General features: G+C 50.5%; 18 protein-coding genes. 9 read left to right on the forward strand and 9 right to left on the reverse strand.

Going from position 1 to position 20,169, the window contains the following annotated elements:
* Nucleotides 1-7 precede the first annotated feature (7 nt).
* Nucleotides 8-493: a c-type cytochrome gene (locus tag V5T82_RS09635; RefSeq protein ID WP_332895415.1), complete on the forward strand. Its 486-nt coding sequence runs from the start codon at nucleotides 8-10 to the stop codon at nucleotides 491-493.
* Nucleotides 494-499: 6 nt separating this feature from the next.
* Nucleotides 500-1,399 carry a c-type cytochrome gene (locus V5T82_RS09640; protein WP_332895416.1) on the forward strand — a complete coding sequence of 300 codons (900 nt, stop codon included), beginning with the start codon at nucleotides 500-502 and terminating at the stop codon, nucleotides 1,397-1,399.
* Nucleotides 1,400-1,437: 38 nt separating this feature from the next.
* On the opposite strand, the gene V5T82_RS09645 is transcribed toward V5T82_RS09640, so the two are convergent.
* From V5T82_RS09645 to V5T82_RS09665, 5 genes are all read right to left on the reverse strand, one after another.
* On the reverse strand, nucleotides 1,438-2,478 hold the full coding sequence (locus V5T82_RS09645; protein ID WP_332895417.1) for a DMT family transporter: 1,041 nt from the start codon (nucleotides 2,476-2,478) through the stop codon (nucleotides 1,438-1,440).
* Nucleotides 2,479-2,583: 105 nt separating this feature from the next.
* A complete protein-coding gene (locus V5T82_RS09650; protein WP_332895418.1) occupies nucleotides 2,584-2,919 on the reverse strand; it encodes a DUF6488 family protein in 336 nt (111 codons plus the stop codon).
* Nucleotides 2,920-2,965: 46 nt separating this feature from the next.
* A complete protein-coding gene (locus V5T82_RS09655; RefSeq protein WP_332895419.1) occupies nucleotides 2,966-4,075 on the reverse strand; it encodes a HupE/UreJ family protein in 1,110 nt (369 codons plus the stop codon).
* Nucleotides 4,076-4,301: 226 nt separating this feature from the next.
* On the reverse strand, nucleotides 4,302-4,649 hold the full coding sequence (locus tag V5T82_RS09660) for a hypothetical protein (protein ID WP_332895420.1): 348 nt from the start codon (nucleotides 4,647-4,649) through the stop codon (nucleotides 4,302-4,304).
* Nucleotides 4,650-5,397: 748 nt separating this feature from the next.
* Nucleotides 5,398-6,066 carry an ArsR/SmtB family transcription factor gene (locus tag V5T82_RS09665; protein WP_332895421.1) on the reverse strand — a complete coding sequence of 223 codons (669 nt, stop codon included), beginning with the start codon at nucleotides 6,064-6,066 and terminating at the stop codon, nucleotides 5,398-5,400.
* Here V5T82_RS09665 and V5T82_RS09670 point away from each other — a divergent pair, their 5' ends adjacent.
* The 7 genes from V5T82_RS09670 to V5T82_RS09700 all read left to right on the forward strand — a co-directional run bounded on the left by V5T82_RS09670 (nucleotide 6,067) and on the right by V5T82_RS09700 (nucleotide 13,148).
* Nucleotides 6,067-7,056 carry an alpha/beta hydrolase gene (locus tag V5T82_RS09670; RefSeq protein WP_332895422.1) on the forward strand — a complete coding sequence of 330 codons (990 nt, stop codon included), beginning with the start codon at nucleotides 6,067-6,069 and terminating at the stop codon, nucleotides 7,054-7,056.
* 157 nt (nucleotides 7,057-7,213) lie between these two features.
* Entirely contained in the window at nucleotides 7,214-8,065 is an 852-nt protein-coding gene (locus V5T82_RS09675; RefSeq protein WP_332895423.1) for a sterol desaturase family protein, read from the forward strand.
* A 143-nt stretch (nucleotides 8,066-8,208) separates the two neighbouring features.
* A complete protein-coding gene (locus V5T82_RS09680; protein WP_332895424.1) occupies nucleotides 8,209-9,177 on the forward strand; it encodes a VTT domain-containing protein in 969 nt (322 codons plus the stop codon).
* A gap of 24 nt (nucleotides 9,178-9,201) precedes the next feature.
* A complete protein-coding gene (locus tag V5T82_RS09685) occupies nucleotides 9,202-10,056 on the forward strand; it encodes a sulfite exporter TauE/SafE family protein (protein WP_332895425.1) in 855 nt (284 codons plus the stop codon).
* An 82-nt stretch (nucleotides 10,057-10,138) separates the two neighbouring features.
* On the forward strand, nucleotides 10,139-10,375 hold the full coding sequence (locus V5T82_RS09690; RefSeq protein WP_332895426.1) for an SHOCT domain-containing protein: 237 nt from the start codon (nucleotides 10,139-10,141) through the stop codon (nucleotides 10,373-10,375).
* A gap of 38 nt (nucleotides 10,376-10,413) precedes the next feature.
* Nucleotides 10,414-10,767 carry a DsrE/DsrF/TusD sulfur relay family protein gene (locus tag V5T82_RS09695; RefSeq protein WP_332895427.1) on the forward strand — a complete coding sequence of 118 codons (354 nt, stop codon included), beginning with the start codon at nucleotides 10,414-10,416 and terminating at the stop codon, nucleotides 10,765-10,767.
* A gap of 86 nt (nucleotides 10,768-10,853) precedes the next feature.
* Nucleotides 10,854-13,148, forward strand: coding sequence for an FAD-dependent oxidoreductase (locus tag V5T82_RS09700; protein WP_332895428.1), 2,295 nt, complete (start codon nucleotides 10,854-10,856; stop codon nucleotides 13,146-13,148).
* Between the two features lie 249 nt (nucleotides 13,149-13,397).
* On the opposite strand, the gene V5T82_RS09705 is transcribed toward V5T82_RS09700, so the two are convergent.
* Genes V5T82_RS09705 through V5T82_RS09720 form a run of 4 tightly spaced genes read right to left on the reverse strand, consistent with a single transcriptional unit; the run spans nucleotide 13,398 to nucleotide 19,926 of the window.
* Nucleotides 13,398-13,742, reverse strand: coding sequence for a copper-binding protein (locus tag V5T82_RS09705; RefSeq protein WP_332895429.1), 345 nt, complete (start codon nucleotides 13,740-13,742; stop codon nucleotides 13,398-13,400).
* 42 nt (nucleotides 13,743-13,784) lie between these two features.
* Nucleotides 13,785-16,946 carry an efflux RND transporter permease subunit gene (locus V5T82_RS09710; protein WP_332895430.1) on the reverse strand — a complete coding sequence of 1,054 codons (3,162 nt, stop codon included), beginning with the start codon at nucleotides 16,944-16,946 and terminating at the stop codon, nucleotides 13,785-13,787.
* The gene (locus tag V5T82_RS09715) at nucleotides 16,943-18,673 is read right to left on the reverse strand and encodes an efflux RND transporter periplasmic adaptor subunit (protein ID WP_332895431.1); all 1,731 of its coding nucleotides are present in this window, start codon (nucleotides 18,671-18,673) and stop codon (nucleotides 16,943-16,945) included. Before V5T82_RS09715 ends, V5T82_RS09710 begins: the two co-directional genes overlap by 4 nt.
* Nucleotides 18,670-19,926 carry a TolC family protein gene (locus tag V5T82_RS09720; protein ID WP_332895432.1) on the reverse strand — a complete coding sequence of 419 codons (1,257 nt, stop codon included), beginning with the start codon at nucleotides 19,924-19,926 and terminating at the stop codon, nucleotides 18,670-18,672. Before V5T82_RS09720 ends, V5T82_RS09715 begins: the two co-directional genes overlap by 4 nt.
* Between the last annotated feature and the right edge of the window lie 243 nt (nucleotides 19,927-20,169).

Consider the following 20,169-nt stretch of genomic DNA (forward strand, 5'->3'; position numbering starts at 1 on the left):
AGGACTGATGATGAAACTTAATCCGAAACGTAACCTTTCTATTTTTGCTCTGGCGGCTACGCTTTCCATCTCTGCTCTCGCAGCTCCCTTCATTGCATCAGCACATGGCGGTGCAACCGGTGTGGTTAAGGAGCGCATGGACCTGATGGACAAAACGGGCGAGGCCATGAAAAAGATTACGGCCATGTTCAAACGACAACAGCCTTACAATGCCGACGAGATTGCACGCCTTTCAGCATTGATCGCTGGTAAAGGGGGAGAGAACCTCACCAAACTGTTCCCTGAGCACAGTCTCGACAAGCCGACGGAGGCGTTACCTGCTATTTGGGAACGCTGGGACCGGTTTGAGAGCTTGGCTGGACAATTGACCGAACAAGCCCAACTTTTGGAAGGTGGTGCACCACAGATGATGCCCAACGCTATGATGAGTTTCATGGGACTTGCTAAGACTTGTAACGATTGCCATACCGAGTTTCGAAAAAAGAAAGAGTAAGTATCTATGTTGAGTAAGCGCAATATAGTCCTGGCGCTCATGGCACTGGGTACAGTTGGAATTGTAAGTGGCTTTGCACCAATTCCAGGTGTTTGGTCTTCCACGGAAACACGCAATACGAGCCTGGAAGGCAGTGCGGAACGCGGGGCCTACGTCATTCGACTTGCGGGGTGCATTGCGTGCCATACGGACAGTAAAAACGGCGGGGCGGAGTTGGCCGGAGGACGTGCGTTTGAAACACCGTTTGGTGTCTTCCGCTCCCCTAATATTACGCCTGATCAGGAAACGGGTATTGGTGGTTGGTCTCTGGAAACCTTCTCCGATGCTGTCACCAAGGGGCTGAGCCCGGATGGCTCGCACTATTACCCGGCATTTCCCTATACCTCATACGCTAAAATGAGTGATCAAGATGTGAGTGACCTCAAAGCCTATTTGGACACTGTAAAGCCGGTGAACAATGTCGTTCCAGATCACGAGTTATCATTTCCGTTCAGCATGCGTGAAGGTCTTGGTGTTTGGAAATCCATGTACTTTAACGATAAGAAATTTGAACCCAATCCCAATAAGTCACAGTCCTGGAATAGAGGGGCATACTTGGTAAATGGTCCTGGACATTGTGCCGAATGCCACACTCCACGCACATTTTTAGGTGGGCTTGATAAAGCGGAAATGTTCAATGGAACCAAGGATAGCCCCGAAGGCGAGAAGGTGCCAAATATCACCAATCACCCGTCTCTGGGAATCGGCAAGTGGGGCGAAATGGACGTGGCGTTCTTGCTCCAAATGGGGCTAACCCCGAAAGGGGATTCCGTAGGAGGCTCCATGGGCGAAGTGGTCCGCGACGGCACAGCCTACTATACGCAGGAAGATATCTTAGCAGTTACGGAATACCTGATGAACCAATAGAAAAAATGATCTTTTCCTAAAACTATGACCTTGAATGCTTAATGATCATGACGGTGATGGGCATCCGGATAATGTGGATGCTTGTGCCGCATGGGCTCATGGCGATGCCAATGAACGTGTGGTCCTTCTGGAATGTCTTCGTGCTGATGGTCGTGGTGTACGTCATGAACATGGGCGTGGGTGTGTTCCAGAGCCTCATGATGATGCTCATGTTCGTGCACTTCGGTCAGGTGAAGCCACACCCCAAACGCCATTAATGCCCCTGCAATAAGGAGTTGGACCGTAACGTCCTCACCCAAAAGTGGGATGGCGACAAGCGCACCGACAAATGGGGCGGTTGAAAAATACGCCCCAGTGCGGGCCGTGCCAAGATCGCGCAGAGCAATCACAAACAGCACAAGGCTGACCCCGTATCCGAGGAACCCAACCAAACCCGCCGATATAATGAAGGCCACTTCAGGTAATTCGGCACCTAAGGCAAATGCGATGGCGGTGTTTGTTGTTCCGGCTACCAGTCCTTTGATCGTGGTGATTTGACGGGCATCAGATAGAGACACTTTTCGCGTCAGATTGTTGTCGAGCCCCCAGAAAAAGCAGGCGCCGAGTACCGCCAGGGGTGGCCATAAGTCATCAAGATTAAATGAGCCGCTCCATGACAGAACGGCGGCACCCGCGACAATAGCAACCATGCCCAGCGCAATGCGTCGGTCAAAATTTTCTTTAAAGACAAACCAGGCCAACAGGGCTGTGAACACCCCTTCAGCGTTGAGCAGCAGGGATGCGGACGATCCGGAGGTTCCTGTTAACCCCAGCATGAGCAAGACAGGACCGATAATGCCGCCCGATGCGATGGCACCCAAAAACCACGGCCATTCATCGGCGCGGAGTTTGGCGCGTTCGCCTTTCTGTATGACACCTATACACCCCAATCCAATTCCGGCACCGAGATACAACAGTCCGGCCATCAGCCATGGGCCTATATCGGCCAACAGAAGTTTTGCGAACGGTGTACTGACTCCGAACAAGCTCGCGGAAAGCAGTGCTGCGAAAACGCCTGTTATGAAATAGCCTTTAACCAACCCTCATTCCCCCTTACCCAGAACGGTCAATTGTTGCCAACTGAGAAAAACAAAGTTGTTGAGGTGGTGCGGCCCTCCCGAACGGTTTTAGGAGGGCCGCTGAGCTCACTGGGGTGCGTAATCCGCTTTGATGAAGCCGCCAGTCAACGTCAGATAAACGTTGAGTTTACGCTTCTCTGGGGCAGCTTCTTCGGCATTTGAAAACACGGCCCGCCAGACCATATTTCCGTCCAGAGTGGTTTTGCCAAGACTGTCCAGCGACGTGCCGCCCCAACTGGTCGACAGGTTCCCCCGTTGCGCCATGTTGCTGACAACCCTTTCTGCGAGCTGTCCGGCTTGCGCCTCACTCATCGGGCCATGGTAATGCCCTGCGCCAGCCATAGCGCTTTGGGCACCAAAGGCCAAAAACAAGGCCATAATTACACTTTGAATCCATTTCATATTTTTTCTCCAAATTTCATTGAGGATCGCCGTCACTCGACGAGACCTATTTCGTCATGGGTTGATAGTCACCACGCACATTCAACGTGATGGTGACCGGTGCCCCGGTTTCGTTTTTCCAATACCATCCATGTGTGCCGGTAAAGGGCGCTTCAAGTGTTCCATCAGCTTTGGGTGCGACATTAACTTGGTAACTTTCAAAAGCACCTGTGGTATCCCCTGCGGGTTCACCATGCATGTCAAAGAACAAGTCGCCGCCATCGGTGCTCCAGGCGTATTCCAGACTTTTGCCTTGTTCCACTTGCAGCTTGAACTCTTTCTCGCCGCCACCGGGTAATGTGATCTGATAGGTCTCACGCCAATCCGCTGATGATTGAAGTGGCACTGTGACAGCCTGGGCCTCGCGAATGATCGTGGGATTGTCACCCGATACCGATGCCAATTCCTCACCCTGAGGGGGCTGGTAGTAGTCGTGCATCTGCATCAAAAACAGGAAGCCACCCAGTGCGATCAAGCTATAGTTAGTCGCGAGCGAGAAGGGGAGAAAGCTGTCGCGGTTGCGCCACAGAGAGATGACCGCCAGCATTGCCGCCAGGGCCGTAACCTGCCCGAATTCAACCCCGACGTTGAACGAGATGATATTCATCAAGAGATTTTCGGGGTCGAGCGGAAGCTGTTGGAGACGTGTGGAGAGGCCAAAGCCGTGGATCAGGCCCAATCCAGCAATCATCGCCATCATGTTTGGCGGATTGATCTTGAGGACTTTGCGAAATCCATCCAAGTTGGCAAACGCGATGTAGCAAACGCTCAGGGCGATCACGGCATCAATGAGATAGTAGTTGATTTGGATGGCGTTGAAGGTTGCGAAGATCAACGTCACGCTGTGGCCAAGGGTGAAGGCCGTGACGTACTTCACGATATCTCTGAACTTAGTCAGGAAGAAAATGATGCCAAAGACGAAAGCCAAATGGTCGTAGCCACTGAGCATATGAGTTGCGCCCAGCCACAAGAAGCTCCAGTTGCCTCCATCCAGAATGGATTGTTTTTCGGCATCCGACATGCCATGGGCCAATGCCTGATCGCCCACGGCAATCAAGGTAACGGCCAACAGAAAGCCCCATGTCAGGGCATTCAAACGAAAGTAGTGCGATTTCATTGCACGATATCCTTTGCGTAACAAAATTTAAGTGCATCGCCTGTTCAGTCGGGCACCAAGCAAAGGCCAAGTTTTCATGCCGTGTAATCGGAAATGAAAAGCCCTGATGCCCGATGAAAGAGCGATACGATATTAGTGACTGCCCCGGACGGGATGATCCCGCACGGAAGTCAAATCACCAGATACACAGCGATATGGTTTCGCCGCGGTTCTTATGAGAATTTTGTCAGCTAAGGGGGGGAGCGCGGGCCGGGGGCGGCAGGACAAATTGCCGAGACCAGATCAGGTCTGATCCGGGACGGATTGGTCTCGTCTTAGAAGGAAGGATCAGAAGGAACAGCAGGCCCACAAAAAGGACAGCAAGGATGAGCGGCTGAAACTTCAGAAGTTTTGCAAAAAATTTCTGTGCATTTTCAATCGTCGGTGTCTCTTGATGATGCGGTGGTGTGGCCTGTTCCAGGTCGGAATGGGAGATGACTTGATGAGCCTCATAACCATCAAATCCGTGCTGATGGTCGTAAACGTGCAAATGGGCCTGAAACACTTGCGTGAATGGCAGTGAGATAATCAACATCAAGACCAGCAATCTGGCCGAATTAAGTGATGTGAATCTTTGGGGTATTTGTCACCAGTTAATTAACGAATCAGGTTCATTGGCTTCACCAATAGCACATTGATGTCATCTCGTTATGCAGGCGTCAAGTACCCTCCTGGATTTTAACGTCCTATACTATATAGGTGGTTTATTACAGCATTGGTGAACTGACTTGATGCGCCCACGAGTGTTTTCATCCAGATGTTTCCAAATTCCCAATTTGAATTTGAACCATTTGCTGTTGGATAACGGATGTCCAACATCCTTCAACAGTCCTTCAATCGCATTTAAATGATGAACCATCACGTCATATGTAACTGTTACCGAGGATTGGTCTTGCCTTACATGAACGCGGTGCACCCCAGCTTCGCGTAACTTTTCCTTTATCAACAAGACAGAGTGATCCCCTGTGGTGTTCTGAAACGAAAGTTTGCGCGTCATAATTTGCTCTGAGCTTGGCAATGTAAAATCCTTATCCACGCCCAACAGATATCATCCCATATCGCCGGGATATTAGTGCAAAAATGTCGGCAAATTTTGTCAAATCTGGACAAGGTTGTGACAATGTGTGTCGTGCAGAATTCAAGGCAAATGCAGGAAAGCCTCATACCCTTGTGAAGGGCAGACAAAGAGATGAGGGGGGCTTGTTCCAGGTGTTCGGTAAGCGCTCCCAATGGCGAGTATCGCCAATGGTCGTAAGCGGATAGAGAAATCTCCACCCTGGATGTCATGCGTTGACGCTCTCCGTTGGAAGACCCGCTGCCTTCCATTCGGGGTATCCATCTTCCAGCCGACGCGCCTTGTACCCCTTCTTTCGGAGATCAGCGACCGCTTCAAACGACAGAACACAGTAGGCGCCACGGCAATAGGCGATGATTTCTTGGTCTTTAGGGAGGTCCTTAAGATGTTTGTCAAGATCAGATACCTGAATGTTGATGGCACCCGGCAGATGCCCCGCTTCAAACTCATCGGCAGGACGAACATCAAGCACGGATACCAGTCCGTCCTTTGCACGGCGTAACAGTTCCTTGTGAGATATCGGTTCCATGTCATCACGCTCACGAAAATACCCGTTCAGGACATCCCTGACCTCTGCCTTGTGCCGTTCTGACGTTTCGCCCAGTGCGCCCAAGAGATCGGTCACATCATCTCCTGAAAGCCGATAGTGGACATGGACACCTTCTTTGCGTGTTTCGACAAGACCGGCACGGCGCAATAACTGAAGATGGTGAGATACGTTCGCGATACTTTGGCCACAGAGCGTTGCCAAAGTATCTACGCTTTGTTCGCGTTGACCGAGATATTCAAGAAGTTCGAGACGAATAGGGTGCCCCAAGGCCTTTGCCACTTCAGAGATATGCTCAAAAATCGCTTGTTTGGGTGATTTTGTTGACATTTGGAAGATACGCCTATATCAAATTCTAATCTTCTTTTGATTATTTTAGAAAGGTTAGTCGGTATGGTCATGTTTCGCAAGGCACAAAGCCTCATTTGGTCACTAGCCATTTTTGGTTTGTTCACCACTATAAATCACGATGCATCGGCTGAGGAGCGAAACGTTTCGATCAAGCACGATGGTTTGACAGTTAATGCTCATCTCGTCACCGCCGAAGACAGCAGTCTGTCTGATAATGCCATCCTGATTACCCACGGCACCCTTGGACATAACGGCATGGAAGTCATCAAAGGAGCTCAAGCGACACTTGCAGACAGAGGATATAACTCTCTGGCTCTCACGTTAAACTTGGGCCTTGATAACCGCACAGGCCCGTATGACTGTAAGACACCTCATACGCACAAGCACCTTGATGCTCTTGATGAAATCGGCGCATGGCTAGACTGGCTAAAAACTCAGGGTGCTTCCAAGGTGACGCTTATGGGGCACTCGCGTGGCGGGAACCAAACCGCCTGGTTTGCTGCTGAACGCCTAAGTGATCAAATCGCCAAGGTCGTCCTGTTGGCACCGCAAACCTGGGATGAAACCTTAGAAACAAACGGATATGAGAAACGGTATGGCGTGCCGCTGGCTCAAGTTCTCGCAACAGCGCAAGGTTTGGTTGATGTAGGAAAAGGGCAGGAAATGATGGAGAAGATCGGCTTTATCTATTGCCCTGATAGCAGTGCTCAGGCTGCAAGCTTTGTATCCTACTACACCCCGGACCAGCGCATGCACACGCCTAATCTGATATCCAAAATTAAGGTGCCTGTACTAGTCATCGCTGCCACGGAAGACCAAGTTGTAAAAGGTCTGCCCGAGGCAATGGGGCCGTTGGTCAGTTCCGAGGAGGCGCAATTGGTTGTCATCGATGGTGCCAGTCACTCTTTTCTCGACTTTTATGCCGAGGATGTCGCAGACGCCGTGGATGAATTCCTGTCTACAGAATAACAACCACAAATCACATCCCCTTCTATAGGGCCAAAAATCTGAGAGCCGCGAGATCTGCGGCTCTTTTTTTGTCTGCGTTCAGTTGGCTTGAGTTGACAGATGGTGTCAAAACTTTAATAATCAAATAATCGTTTGAATATATGAAAAGGGGAACGTTATGTGGGAGAGTGTACAAGCCAACGAACCAGTTATTCGATTGAGTGCCTTTTTGGGCATTTTCGCGATTATGGCCCTTTGGGAGGTCATTGCGCCACGCCGTAAGCGTGCGTTCTCGCGTCTGAGGCGTTGGCCGAACAACATCGGTATCGTCATCTTCAACACCATTGTCCTACGCATACTGTTCCCCACAGCCGCAGTCGGCATGGCGCTGGCCGCCGAAGCGAATGGCTGGGGGCTGTTCAACACCTTTGCAGTGCCTGAAATGGTGGCTGTCGTGCTGGCAGTGGTGATCATGGACTTCGCCATTTACCTGCAACACGTCCTGGTGCACGCCGTTCCTGCTCTATGGCGCCTACACCGAATGCATCATGCCGATCTGGATTACGACGTTACCACCGGTGCCCGGTTCCATCCCATTGAGATCGTGATTTCCATGGGGCTCAAGCTGATGGTCGTGAGTGCCCTGGGTGCACCTGCACTAGCGGTGCTCATCTTCGAGGTCATACTCAACGCCACTGCTATGTTCAATCATGGCAACGTGCGCATTCCCAAAGGCTTAGATCGTGTGTTGCGATTGATCGTTGTAACCCCGGACATGCACCGGGTGCATCACTCCGTGATCCCTGAGGAAACCAATTCCAACTTCGGTTTTAGCTTGCCGTGGTGGGACCGCCTGTTCGGCACCTATACCGCCCAGCCCCAAGGCGGGCACGAAGACATGACCATCGGCATCGAACAGTTCCGCGAGGCGAGTGACCTGCGCCTCGACCAGATGTTGGTCCAGCCGTTCCTGGGCAATACCGGTGACTACACGATCAATCGGTCAGGAGACGGCAGCCATGGCGACTGAAGGACTTAGGACATCACTATTGCTTGGCTTGATAGCGGCGATTACCTGGATCGCTGCCGGGGCCTGCCTCAATGTAGACGAAACCTATGACGCCCCACTACCCGGTGCGAGCCTCTGCATCCACCGTTAAAGGACACACGGAAATGAACCGCTCCATAATCATCCGCCTTCTCATGCTGGCAGTCCTCATCGGGTTCATCGCCATTGTCGCCCAATATCGAGAGGCCCTGGATGTCGAAACACTGTCCGCAAAACTGGACGGTCTCGGCGTGTGGGCTCCGGTCGGGTTCATTGCCCTGTTCGCCATAGCAACTGTCGGGTTCCTCCCTGGTATGGTGTTTGCTCTGGCGGGTGGGGCGATGTTCGGTCCTGTGTTGGGCACGCTCTACAATCTGAGCGGCGCGACCATCGGTGCTGTACTGGCGTTCTTGGCGGCTCGCTATGTGGCATCTGGTTGGGTGCGGGAAAAAACTGGACCAAAGCTGGACCGCATCATCCGCGGCGTCGAGGACGAAGGCTGGCGTTTCGTCGCCTTCACCCGTCTGGTGCCGCTGTTCCCATTCAACCTGCTCAACTATGCATTGGGCCTGACGCGCATCCCGCTGCTGTACTATACGGTCGCCACTGCCGTGTGCATGGTGCCCGGGGCACTTGCGTACACCTACCTGGGATACGCCGGGCGCGAGGCGGCGGCGGGTAGCGAAACTGCCATCCGCAACGGGCTCATCGCACTGGCGCTTTTGGCCGTGGTGATGTTCCTGCCGCGCCTGATCAAAAAGATTCGTGGCGCGAAGTTCCTCATCACCACCCAAGACCTCAAGGCGCGCCTCAATGGCGGCGATGACATTCTGGTACTTGACGTGCGCACTGCCGCCGATTTCATCGGCGATGGTGGACACATTCCCGGTTCACGTAACCTGCCGGTGGAGGAGCTCAATCTACGTCTTGAAGAACTGGAAGCCTGGCGGGACCATCCCATGGCGGTGGTATGCCGTACCAATAAAAAGTCTGGCAAGGCTGCCGAGCAATTGCGCGCACAAGGCTTTACCAACGTCCTGCTGGTGGACGACGGCATGGTTGGATGGTCAGACAACGGTTTCTCTACGGAGTGATCCCTAGGGAACATGGAGGCAAACATGGATATTTCATTCTTGGTCCTGATCGTCCTTTGGGGGGCTTTCTCCGGCGTTGTGTTTTCTTCCATCGGTGCCGCAGGCGGCATCATTGCCTCCTTTGGCCTCATTAGCATTATTGGAGTTGCCGACCCGAACAGTGTAAAGCCAATGACCCAAATCATTGTGCTCGCCACGGCCCTGGTCTTCGTTCCTGGATACTTTCGACGTTCATCTCTGGTCTGGCCGCTTGGACTTTTGCTTGCTGGTGGTGGCCTGATTGGCGCCTGGTTTGGAAGCAGCCTGTCAAGTGCATACCTATCCGACATGAAGACCTTTCGGCCTCTTTTCGGCGTCCTCACTCTTGTGATCGGCGCCCAAATCGCCTGGAAGCTGTACAGATCGCAGGACAAGACGAATGCCGGATTATCTTCGGAAGAAAGGGCGGACAACAAGGGCGTTCATGATTTATCCATTTCACGCATGGCACTCTCCTTCTCCTACGGCGGTAAGGACTACCGTGTAGCCTTATGGTCCCCTTTCCTCGCAGGTTTTTTGATCGCCACAATAGCCGCCATTTTCGGTGTCGGCGGGGGATTCCTTCTCGTACCCTACATGTCTTCGTTGCTTCGCATGCCAATGCACATCATCCCGGCAACGTCAGGGATCGCCATCATCATTAGCCTTCTCGCATCCATCGGGAATTATCTCGCACTTGGCTCGCAGTTGGAGACCGACTCACTTGTTCCCATGCTTGTCGGAGCGATCCTGGGTGCGATCATTGGTCCTTTCATTAATCGATGGATGAAAAACAGCAGGCTGCAAATGGCCTTGGCGTTCATCATTTTTGCCATTGGACTTAGGTATGTCGCTGCATGACACCACTGGCAGAAGATATCACGCCAAGCTTGGCGTCTAGGTGCTGCAAACACGAAGATCATGAGGACAAAGGAGATTTGCCATGATGGGAGAATATAGTGGCATAGGCTGGCTCGGCCCAGGTTTTGGCGGCATTTTCATGATCCTGTGGTTGGGATTGATCATTGCGGGGATTGTCGCCCTGGTGCGCTGGTTGATGTCGTCGTCGCGAAATACGCCGCCGGAAAGGCGTGCACGGGACATTCTCGACGAACGCTACGCCCGCGGCGAGATCGACCGCGGGGAATATGAGCAATGTAAGCATGATCTGGAGGACTGAAATGTCCCGTCATCAGCTATCAGTTGGAGGAGGTGAAAATGAAATTCCTCTTCATTTTGAACGACACGCCATATGGAAGTGAGCGCAACCGGAACGCATTGCACCTAGCACGCGCCTTGTGTCTCGACGACGGTGAAATTGAAGTTACGGTTTTCCTGATGGGGGATTCCGTGATTTGCGCCAAGAATTGGCAATCTCCAGACGGGGGCAGCCAAGCCCCTGGACGCCTCCTCAATGACATCCTCGACAACCGCGGGCGCGTTCTGGCGTGCGCGACTTGCATGGATGCCCGAGGCTTTTCCGGCGACGAATTGCTGATGGGAGTGTGGTTAGGAACGTTTGATGACGCAGCCAGGATGACCAGGGAAGTCGACAAGGTTTTCGTCTATTAGCAACATCTGGGAGAGCTAAAATGATAACAGCTCAGAACGCAATTTCTCGAACACCCCGAAACTTCGGGGCGTCCCACCAAGACACCATGCCCAGCCACTATCCGCTGGGCGCACGGGTGTTGTCGATGCTGGCCTTCTCATATGTCGCCTTCGCCTTCGTCAATGAGCGTTTCCTGCATTGGTTCATGAACTCCGACGGCACCGCGCCGCTGTGGATGAGTCACTGGACCGAGTATGCCGTCATTCTCGCCTTTGGCATCTGGCGCACCTGGGCCGAGCGCAACCCCTACACCCGCAAACGCCTGGCCTTCCTGACTGGCGCGGTTGCTGTGTTCTGGTGGATCCTCCCCGATTACTTGCGTCTGTCCGAACCCTACGTCGGCGCACTGCCCGGCCAACCGATCTTCCCCCAGATCCATGCGCCGGGCACACTGACCTTCTTCGCCGTCTTGCTACTGGTGTTGCTGTTCGGGCGGCGGGTGGTATGCGGCTGGAATTGCCCCTGCGTCGGCATCCGCGAAACGGTTGGCTTCGCATTTCGCGAAAAAACCCTGCGTAGCGACCGGGCCTGGCATTGGCGCTATACCAAGTGGTTCTTCTTCGCGCTTTACATGGTGTCGTTCGTGCTGATTATGTTTTCGGGCACGGCCTACGTGTCACCGTTCTACAGTGGCTTTTTGGCACTGGTGGGAATTACGTATTTCGGCTCGTTTTTTATCGCGCCGCTGACCGGAAATCGCTTCTATTGCCGCTACTTATGCCCATACGGTTCGACCTTCGGTTTGCTCAACCATATCGGCTATTACGGTATCCGCATGGACAAGGACGCCTGCGTCAATTGCCGCCGTTGCGAGCAAGTCTGCGACATGGGCATTCCCGTCGCACGCCAGGGTCGGGAACACGGCCGCGTGACCGGGTTGGAGGACTGCATGGGGTGCGGGCGCTGCGTGGTATCGTGCCCCACTGACGCCTTGGAGTTTCGTGATGTGCGCAACGAATTCCTGCCCAAGCTCAGAATGGATGGCTCGTACCTGCTCAAGCGCGCTGGCCCACCGGATATCGCGCCGCGCATCGAGCCGCCGAAACGGCCCGCCTTGGAGCGGTGCGCAGACTGGCACGAAGACCGTGGGACGCTCAGCCTTGAAACCGCCATGGAGCAAGCCCGGCGCTGCCTGGATTGCGGCGAGCCCGGCTGCCGGAGCGCCTGCCCGCTGCACAACCGTATTCCCGAATGGCTGGAGGCTTTGGGCCAAGGTGACGTCGAGGGCGCAGCCGCGATTTGTCACACCACCAGCAATCTGCCGGAAATCTGCGGCAACATCTGTCCGACCCATCGGCTGTGTGAAGGCGGCTGTACGTTGAATGCCAAGGATGGTCCGGTGATCATTGGTGCACTGGAACGCTTCGTAAATGAAACGGCTTTCCGCCGGGGGTGGACCCCAGCGCCCCCAGACATTCCTAAGAATGGCAAGCGCGTTGCCGTCATTGGTGCTGGTCCAGCAGGACTTGCCTGTGCCGACGAACTCAACAAGGTTGGCTTTGAGGTGACCGTGTATGACAAACGGGAAGAAATCGGTGGTCTCCTGACCTATGGAGTTCCATCGTTCAAGCTGGACAAGGCTATGGTCCATCACCGCCACACCCTGTTGGAAAACGCGGGTGTGCATTTCGAGCTTGGGGTGGGTGTTGATGCGAATATGCTACGCGATCTGATCGATACCAATGACGCCCTTTTTCTTGGCACAGGGGCTCAACAGCCGCGCAGGATCAACATACCGGGTCAGGACCTCGATGGCGTAGTTGACGGTTTGACCTATCTTGATGTCGTAAACAGCAGCCACCTCAATTCCGAATCAGCGCCTTCCAACTTTGCGAATAAGCGGGTATTGGTTCTCGGTGGCGGTGACACAGCGATGGACTGCGCACGCTCTGCCGTTCGCCAGGGAGCAGCCTCCGTCACCGTTGCCTACCGGCGTGGGCCGGAGCAGATGCGGGCTTCACCGAAGGAAATCCACGCCGCCCGGGAAGAAGGTGTCGAGTTCTTGTATCACCGTGTCCCCAAGGCCTTCATTGGAACGGGCATTCTTCAGGGCGTTTACTTCAATGAGCAAAATGGAAAAAGAGAAGTAGAATTCCTCTGTGACATCGCCATCACCGCGTTCGGCCAGGAAGCAGAAGACAATGACTGGCTCACGCAACTGGGGATCGCCACCGACGAGCGCGGTTTCATTTCCGTGGATGAAAGTGGACAGACAAGCCATCCCAAAGTCTTCGTCGGTGGAGACAACAGTCACGGTCCCAATTTTGTTGTCACTGCCGTCGCGGCAGGGCGGCGGTCGAGTCAAGGTATTAAGGACTCACTGACTGCTGCTCATGGCTAATGCCTACCGTTTAATCACCCTTGTGGAAATGGCGACTTTCAGGGGCTGAGCGGAAGTCGAATGTCTTCTTTTCCACAGGTTTTGGGGATAAGTCTGCTTACACCTCAGAAGCTGTCCAAATAGATCACGTCGCAATTAGGCCGATTTTGCCCCAAAGCAGAACAACCTTTTCAATGGAATAAAAAAAAGGCTGTCAGGTAAATATTATTCCCAACAGCCTAAGAATTTACATCTTATCGAAACGATAGATTAGTGGGCCATCTTGATGTCCATGATTTCGTACATGCCGCCTTTACCATTTCCCAAGACAAATTCAACCTCTTGTCCAGGTTTAACTTTGCTGACATCAACGCCTTCAGCAATAGCAAAGTCCATTTTCATTGGAGGCCAGCCAAGTTCTTTGATTTTTCCGTGAGAAATATTGACCTTCCCGTCTTGAACCGTATTTACCTTACCAGTCGCATTGATGCCGGCCATGCCCATTTCATGACCTTTCATGTTTTTCGTATCACCGTGACCAGAACCAGCAAGTGCCGCTGTGCTCATAAAACCAATTGTAAGGGTAGCCATAGCAATTGAGAGTGTCTTTTTCATTTAAGTCTTTCCTTTAGTGGAGTTGTAGATAAGAGATTAGGATTAGGAAACTGCTTCTTGAGGTTCCAGTTTTTTGAGTTTTTTCTCAGCCCGCTTCATTTGTCCGCGTTTCCACAACACAAACACAGCAGGGATGATGAGAAGAGCCAGTGCGGTGGCACTAATCATGCCGCCAACCATTGGCGCAGCAATTCGGCGCATGACTTCAGAGCCAGTGCCTGAACCGAACATGATCGGGAGCAAGCCCGCAATGACAACGGAAAAAGTCATCATAATCGGGCGCACACGTAACAGAGCGCCTTCAATTACCGATTGGTCTAAATCTTCATAGGAGATTTTACGATCAGGTATAGCGTCCATTTTTTTATCAAGAGCCTGGTTGAGATAGACCAGCATCAAGACGCCAATTTCTACGGCAACACCCGCAAGCGCGATAAAGCCGACCCCAACAGCAACTGAGAAGTTATATCCCAGTAGATAGAGAAGCCATACTCCGCCAACGAGGGCAAAAGGTAACGTTCCCATGATGATGCCAACTTCAATTAGGTTTTTAAAGTTGAGGAAGAGCAGAACAACAATGATGGCAATTGTGACAGGCACAACCACAGACAGTTTTTGTTTTGCACGTTCCATAAACTCATATTGACCAGACCATGCAATTGAATAACCCGCAGGCAACTTGATTTGATCAGCAACAGCTTTCTTCGCATCAACCACATAGGAACCAAGGTCACGATCAGCAATGTCCACATAGATCCAACCATTAAGGCGTGCGTTTTCAGAACGGATCATGCCAGGTCCACCCACAACCTTCACATCAGCCACTTCTGCCAATGGAATTTGAGCACCGCTTTGCGTGACGATGGGTAATGTTTTGACCTGATCGACAGAATCACGCACATCACGTGGGTAACGCAAGTTGACGGGGTAACGTTCACGACCTTCAACAGTACGTGTCACTGTCATCCCACCAATAGCGGTTTTGACAACATCTTGGACATCTTGAATATTTAGTCCGTAACGTGAGGCTGCAGCACGGTCAATATCAATAGTGACATATCGACCACCAGTTACACGTTCCGCATAAACAGATGCTGTACCCTCTACGTTCTTAACAACCTTTTCAATTTCTTCACCAACTTTGGCAATAACGTCAAGATCAGGCCCCGCGACTTTGATGCCGACAGGTGTTTTAATTCCCGTTGCCAACATATCAATCCGGTTTTTAATTGGCATGATCCAAGTATTGGTCAGGCTTGGTACATTGACAATTTGGTTCAATTCTTTTTTCAAATCATCCATGCTCAAGCCTTCGCGCCATTGATCTTTGGGCTTCAACTTAATCGTTGACTCAATCATGGTCAGTGGTGCCGGATCTGTTGCACTTTCTGCACGTCCCGCTTTACCGTAAACGGTTTCCACTTCCGGGATTGTTTTGATCAATTTATTGGTTTGCTGGACAACCTCACTCACCTTACCAACCGAAATGGCTGGAAATGCACTTGGCATATAGAGAAGATCGCCCTCATCCAATTCTGGCATAAACTCGCTACCAAGATTTTTCAGTGGCCAGGCCGCTGTCATCGCAAGCGCAAGACAAACAATGATAAGTGATTTTGGGAAACGTAATGCTGTGTTGATAAACGGGCGATACATTGCAATCAAAGCACGGTTAACCGGGTTTTTATGTTCAGGGACAACATGCCCACGAATGAAGTACCCCATAAGAACCGGTACCAAAGTGATTGAAAGAATAGCCGCAGCACCCATTGCATATGTTTTCGTAAATGCCAAAGGCGAGAAGAGACGGCCTTCTTGTGCTTCTAGTGTAAATACCGGCACAAAACTTAATGTAATAATCAGAAGAGAGAAGAAGAGCGGCGCACCAACTTCACCTGCGGCCTGTGAAATAACCCGCCAACGGTTTTTATCCGTCAGTTCGGTTTTCTCCATATGTTTATGGACATTCTCAATCATCACAATGGCCGCATCAACCATGGCACCAATGGCAATAGCAATCCCGCCAAGGGACATGATGTTGGCATTAATCCCTTGCTGTCCCATGATAATAAAGGCGGCAATGATCCCCACAGGTAGACTGGCCACAATGACGAGGGCAGATCGAACATGGAAAAGGAAGACCGCACAAACAAGGGCAACAACAAGAAATTCTTCAAGTAACTTTTCTTGTAATGTTTCTACGGCGCGTTCAATCAAGCCTGAACGGTCATAAGTTTCTACGATCTCGACCCCTTCAGGCAGGCCTTTCTTTAATTCTTCAATTTTTGCTTTAGCGGCATCAATTGTTGTTAGGGCATTTTCCCCCCAACGCATAATAATGACACCGCCAACCGCTTCACCTTCACCGTTCAGTTCACCAATACCACGGCGTAACTGTGGGCCGACGCGAATATCGGCGACATCGCCCATTGTGATAGGTGTCCCCGTTGAGGTTGCCCCAAGTGGAATTGCACGCAGGTCTTCCTCGGATTGAATATAGCCGGTCGCACGCACCATATACTCGGCTTCTGCCATTTCAATAACAGAGCCGCCAACTTCCTTGTTACCATTCTTAATAGCCATACGAACTTTGGCTAAAGGAATACTAAAGGCACGAAGCTTATCGGGGTCCACGATCACTTGATATTGCTTCACCATCCCGCCAATTGTGGCAACTTCGGATACGCCTGGAACTGTTTGAAGTTCAAACTTTAAGAACCAGTCCTGAATAGAGCGAAGCTGAGAGAGGTCATGCTTACCTGATTTGTCTACCAATGCATATTGATAGACCCAACCGACTCCTGTTGCATCCGGTCCCAGTGCAGAACGTGCTTCAGGTGGCAGATTGGGGGCTACTTGACTGAGATATTCAAGTACACGTGAACGCGCCCAATAGAGATCCGTACCATCTTCGAAAATGACATACACATATGAATCACCAAAGAAGGAATAACCACGCACATTTGTTGCACCGGGTACGGACAGCATCGCTGTGGTTAGTGGATAGGTAACTTGATCCTCTACGACTTGCGGGGCTTGGCCGGGGTAGCTTGTTTTAATAATAACCTGAACATCTGATAGGTCGGGAATTGCATCAAGCGGTGTTTTCATCACCGAATAGGATCCCCATCCGACGAATAGGACTGTCAGCAAAATAACAATCAATCGGTTATTTACTGACCATTGAATGATGTTGGAAATCATTGGGCGCTACCCTTTTCCATCACTTCAACACTGCCAAGGCCGAACATACCTTCTGCATCTTTACTCAGACCAAAACGAATTTTGTCACCGGCTTTTAAGGGGGCAATATCAAAGTCACCGAGTTTGATGAAATCCATTTCCATTTCAGGCCAACCGATTTCCGGGATAGGGGCATGTTTCATATTGATGATGCCATTTTCAACGGAAACGGAATTGATGACACCTTCACCATAAGCTTCAATTTTAGGGCCTGACATCGCCATGATTTTGGAAATCCCCCACATGCCCTCTTCATCTTGAGCAAGTGTGATATGAACAGAGTCATTTTCTTTAAGGCCCTCTAGGGAGGCATCTTGCAGGAGTTTGAAATCCATTGTCATGGACGGCCAACCGATTGACGGAATTGGCTCATGGGTCAGGTTAACCATGCCATGATCAGTCATAAGTGTATTGACTTTGGCCATAGCCGATGGTGCAGCTATTTCATCGCCTTCAGAAGCTTCTTCCGTATCTGAAAGGCGTTGAATACTGGCAGACAAGCTTGCTTCTGAATCAATCAGGAACTGACCCGATGTCACTACAGTGTCGTTTTCAGAAATACCCTTCTTAATTTCAACTCGTTGGTTGGCTTCAATACCACTGATGACTTCAACAGATTTAAAGCGGCCTCCCCCCAGAGATAGGATCAGGCGGTCCGTTTTCCCGGACCGAATAACAGCTTCACGCGGTACGGTGAGAACATCATCTTTGCCAACGCCATAAATGCTGACTTTCGCATACATATTCGGTTTGAGCTCTTCATTTGGATTGTCAAACTTCAAACGCACTTTGAGCGTACGCGCCTTGGCATCAAGTGTTGGATAGATGTACTCGACTTTACCTTCCCAATGCTTGCCTGGTGCATAAGACAAGTTCATTATTGCATCTTGGCCGACTTCTACAGCTTGGGCTTGATCTTCAAAAACATCTGCAAGCAACCATACCGATGAAAGATCAGCTAATGTAAAGGTACTTTTCTTTTGGGTAATGTACATGCCATCACGGACATTCATGGAAGACACCACGCCACCCTGTGGAGCGCGAACTTTAATCAGACGCTGAATTTTACGATCTTTGCGAAGCGCATTAATCTCAGCACGACCAAAATCTAAGGCCCTTAACCTTTCCGCTGAAGCCGCAATGAGTCCTTTACGCCCCGTTTGTAAGGCTTGAAGGTATTCTGCTTGGGCATTGGCCAAATCAGGTGAGTAATATTCAAAAAGTAACTGTCCCTGTTTGACACGTTCACCAACTGATTTTACTGCCAGTTTTTCGATCCAACCATCTGAGCGAACATGGACCTGTTGAATTTTACTTTCATCGTAATCAAGATAGCCAACCGTTTCGATGTTACGTGATAAATCCAACCGTTCAACAGGTGCTGTACGCACACCGATGTTATTTACAACAGACGCTTTGATTTTAATGGCACCGGAATCATCATTATTGTTTTCCTGACCTTCATAAACAGGGATCAAATCCATCCCCATTGGGGACTTGCCCGGATTGTCGCTACGGAAATTCGGATCCATAGGAGCCACCCAATAAAGAACCTTCTTCTCTGCACTTTCGCTTGATGACGTGGAGCCGTCTGAACCACCGAGCATTCCTGATTGCTGGACACCATACATGCCGATTGCGCCCAATAATCCAGCGGATAGGGCGATAATCACTGTTTTAGAATTCACAGTGTTTCTCCTTGAAGATATTGAAGGCGGACGAGGGATTTTGAACTATCGATTTCGAGGCGAAGCCGTTTCAATTGGGCTTCCAGTTCAGAAACACGTGCACGCACTAGTGCGTCAAAATCTGAAGCTTCATATTGATACGCTGTGATTGCCGCTGAAACGTTATCTTTGGCACGTTTTAAAACTTGCTCATCAAAATTTATTAAACGTTGCTGTGTGCGTTCATATGCGGCTGTTTCAGCATGGTATTCACGAGTTAATTCACGTAGTTGCTCTTCTGCACGAAGGCGAGCGGCAGCAGTCTGATGTTTACGCGCACTCAGTTTGCGATCCTGACGAGGTCCGGTAAAAAATGGCAAACTCATAGAAAATTTTAGACTGACTAAATCGGATCGCGCTTCACCCAAAGGCGTATCCTGTCTATAACCATAAGACGCACCAACACCAAACTTTGGCCCATAATCAGCCTCAGCCAGTTTTACTTTCCGCTCCGATACAGCCTCTTTCTCATTAAACACCTTTAAAGTTGGGTGACGTTTTACAGCTTGTAGAAAATCAGCTTCTTTAAAAGGTTTTGCGAAAACTGGGATATTCACAGGAAGTGTTCGCGCAGCACTATTTCTCCCCGTCCATTTGCTCAGGTTTGCTTTTGCAATATCCAAATTTTTGATTGCGTCAAGAGAACGATCATCTAACAAACTGGATGTAAGCTCTGCAGCGATTACACGTTGTGCACTTATACGGCCCGAACTGTAAATAGCCTGAACTGAACGGATATCGTCTTCTACGAGGTCTTTGTAATCCTCTAAAATGAGCAGAAATTTTTTCCAATAAACCGCATCCAGCCACGACAAACGCACAGCTTTCAATGATAGAAGCTTACGGGCTTCTTCATTTGCTCTGTCAACACGTGAAAGTGCTGTTGCAATTTCGGTCTTTGCATCCAAAACATCGAAATTCGGGATTTGTTGGGTGATACCGACCTGGAACTGGGTCATTGCTTCTTGATCAGTATCGAATGTATCTGTCGGTAAGTTCAGTGCCCCTAAACTGATTTTAGGGTCAGGTAATTGTCCTGCTGAAACAGCAATATCTTCTTGTGCCAATGCACTGCTTTGGAATTTTCGAGAAAGAGGATCGGTTTCCAAGGTCAGTTTCTCAGCTTCTGATAGTGTCAACTCCTGCGCGAAAGCACCGGAGGACATAAGGATTAATGCAAGGGCGCTACCGGCTAAGGCCCAAATTTTATTCATTGACCTACACCCCATTGAGAAACGTCCGTATTCAACATTCTTCTTCCTTTCTTTCACCAAAAGCCTTTTGCAGCGCAAAAACTACGATGGGGAATGTGCTTTAAGAATGTGGCGGAGTTTTTTCACAAATGAGCCAAGTTGTGTCAAAATGTAACAAAGTGTGTCAAAGCAGATAATTTTGACAAACTAAAAGGTTAGAATTTACTTTAAAGTAGTTCTATTCATAAATTTGAAGAAGAATAA

Source organism: Magnetovibrio sp. PR-2, assembly GCF_036689815.1.
GTDB lineage: Bacteria > Pseudomonadota > Alphaproteobacteria > Rhodospirillales > Magnetovibrionaceae > Magnetovibrio.

Bases quoted from the DNA above. Each gene is read 5' to 3' on its own strand.
- V5T82_RS09635 (WP_332895415.1), top strand. From the start codon at position 8: ATGATGAAACTTAATCCGAAACGTAACCTTTCTATTTTTGCTCTGGCG.
- V5T82_RS09640 (WP_332895416.1), top strand. From the start codon at position 500: ATGTTGAGTAAGCGCAATATAGTCCTGGCGCTCATGGCACTGGGTACA.
- V5T82_RS09650 (WP_332895418.1), bottom strand. From the start codon at position 2,919: ATGAAATGGATTCAAAGTGTAATTATGGCCTTGTTTTTGGCCTTTGGT.
- V5T82_RS09655 (WP_332895419.1), bottom strand. From the start codon at position 4,075: ATGAAATCGCACTACTTTCGTTTGAATGCCCTGACATGGGGCTTTCTG.
- V5T82_RS09660 (WP_332895420.1), bottom strand. From the start codon at position 4,649: ATGTTGATTATCTCACTGCCATTCACGCAAGTGTTTCAGGCCCATTTG.
- V5T82_RS09665 (WP_332895421.1), bottom strand. From the start codon at position 6,066: ATGTCAACAAAATCACCCAAACAAGCGATTTTTGAGCATATCTCTGAA.
- V5T82_RS09675 (WP_332895423.1), top strand. From the start codon at position 7,214: ATGTGGGAGAGTGTACAAGCCAACGAACCAGTTATTCGATTGAGTGCC.
- V5T82_RS09680 (WP_332895424.1), top strand. From the start codon at position 8,209: ATGAACCGCTCCATAATCATCCGCCTTCTCATGCTGGCAGTCCTCATC.
- V5T82_RS09685 (WP_332895425.1), top strand. From the start codon at position 9,202: ATGGATATTTCATTCTTGGTCCTGATCGTCCTTTGGGGGGCTTTCTCC.
- V5T82_RS09690 (WP_332895426.1), top strand. From the start codon at position 10,139: ATGATGGGAGAATATAGTGGCATAGGCTGGCTCGGCCCAGGTTTTGGC.
- V5T82_RS09695 (WP_332895427.1), top strand. From the start codon at position 10,414: ATGAAATTCCTCTTCATTTTGAACGACACGCCATATGGAAGTGAGCGC.
- V5T82_RS09700 (WP_332895428.1), top strand. From the start codon at position 10,854: ATGCCCAGCCACTATCCGCTGGGCGCACGGGTGTTGTCGATGCTGGCC.
- V5T82_RS09705 (WP_332895429.1), bottom strand. From the start codon at position 13,742: ATGAAAAAGACACTCTCAATTGCTATGGCTACCCTTACAATTGGTTTT.
- V5T82_RS09710 (WP_332895430.1), bottom strand. From the start codon at position 16,946: ATGATTTCCAACATCATTCAATGGTCAGTAAATAACCGATTGATTGTT.
- V5T82_RS09720 (WP_332895432.1), bottom strand. From the start codon at position 19,926: ATGAATAAAATTTGGGCCTTAGCCGGTAGCGCCCTTGCATTAATCCTT.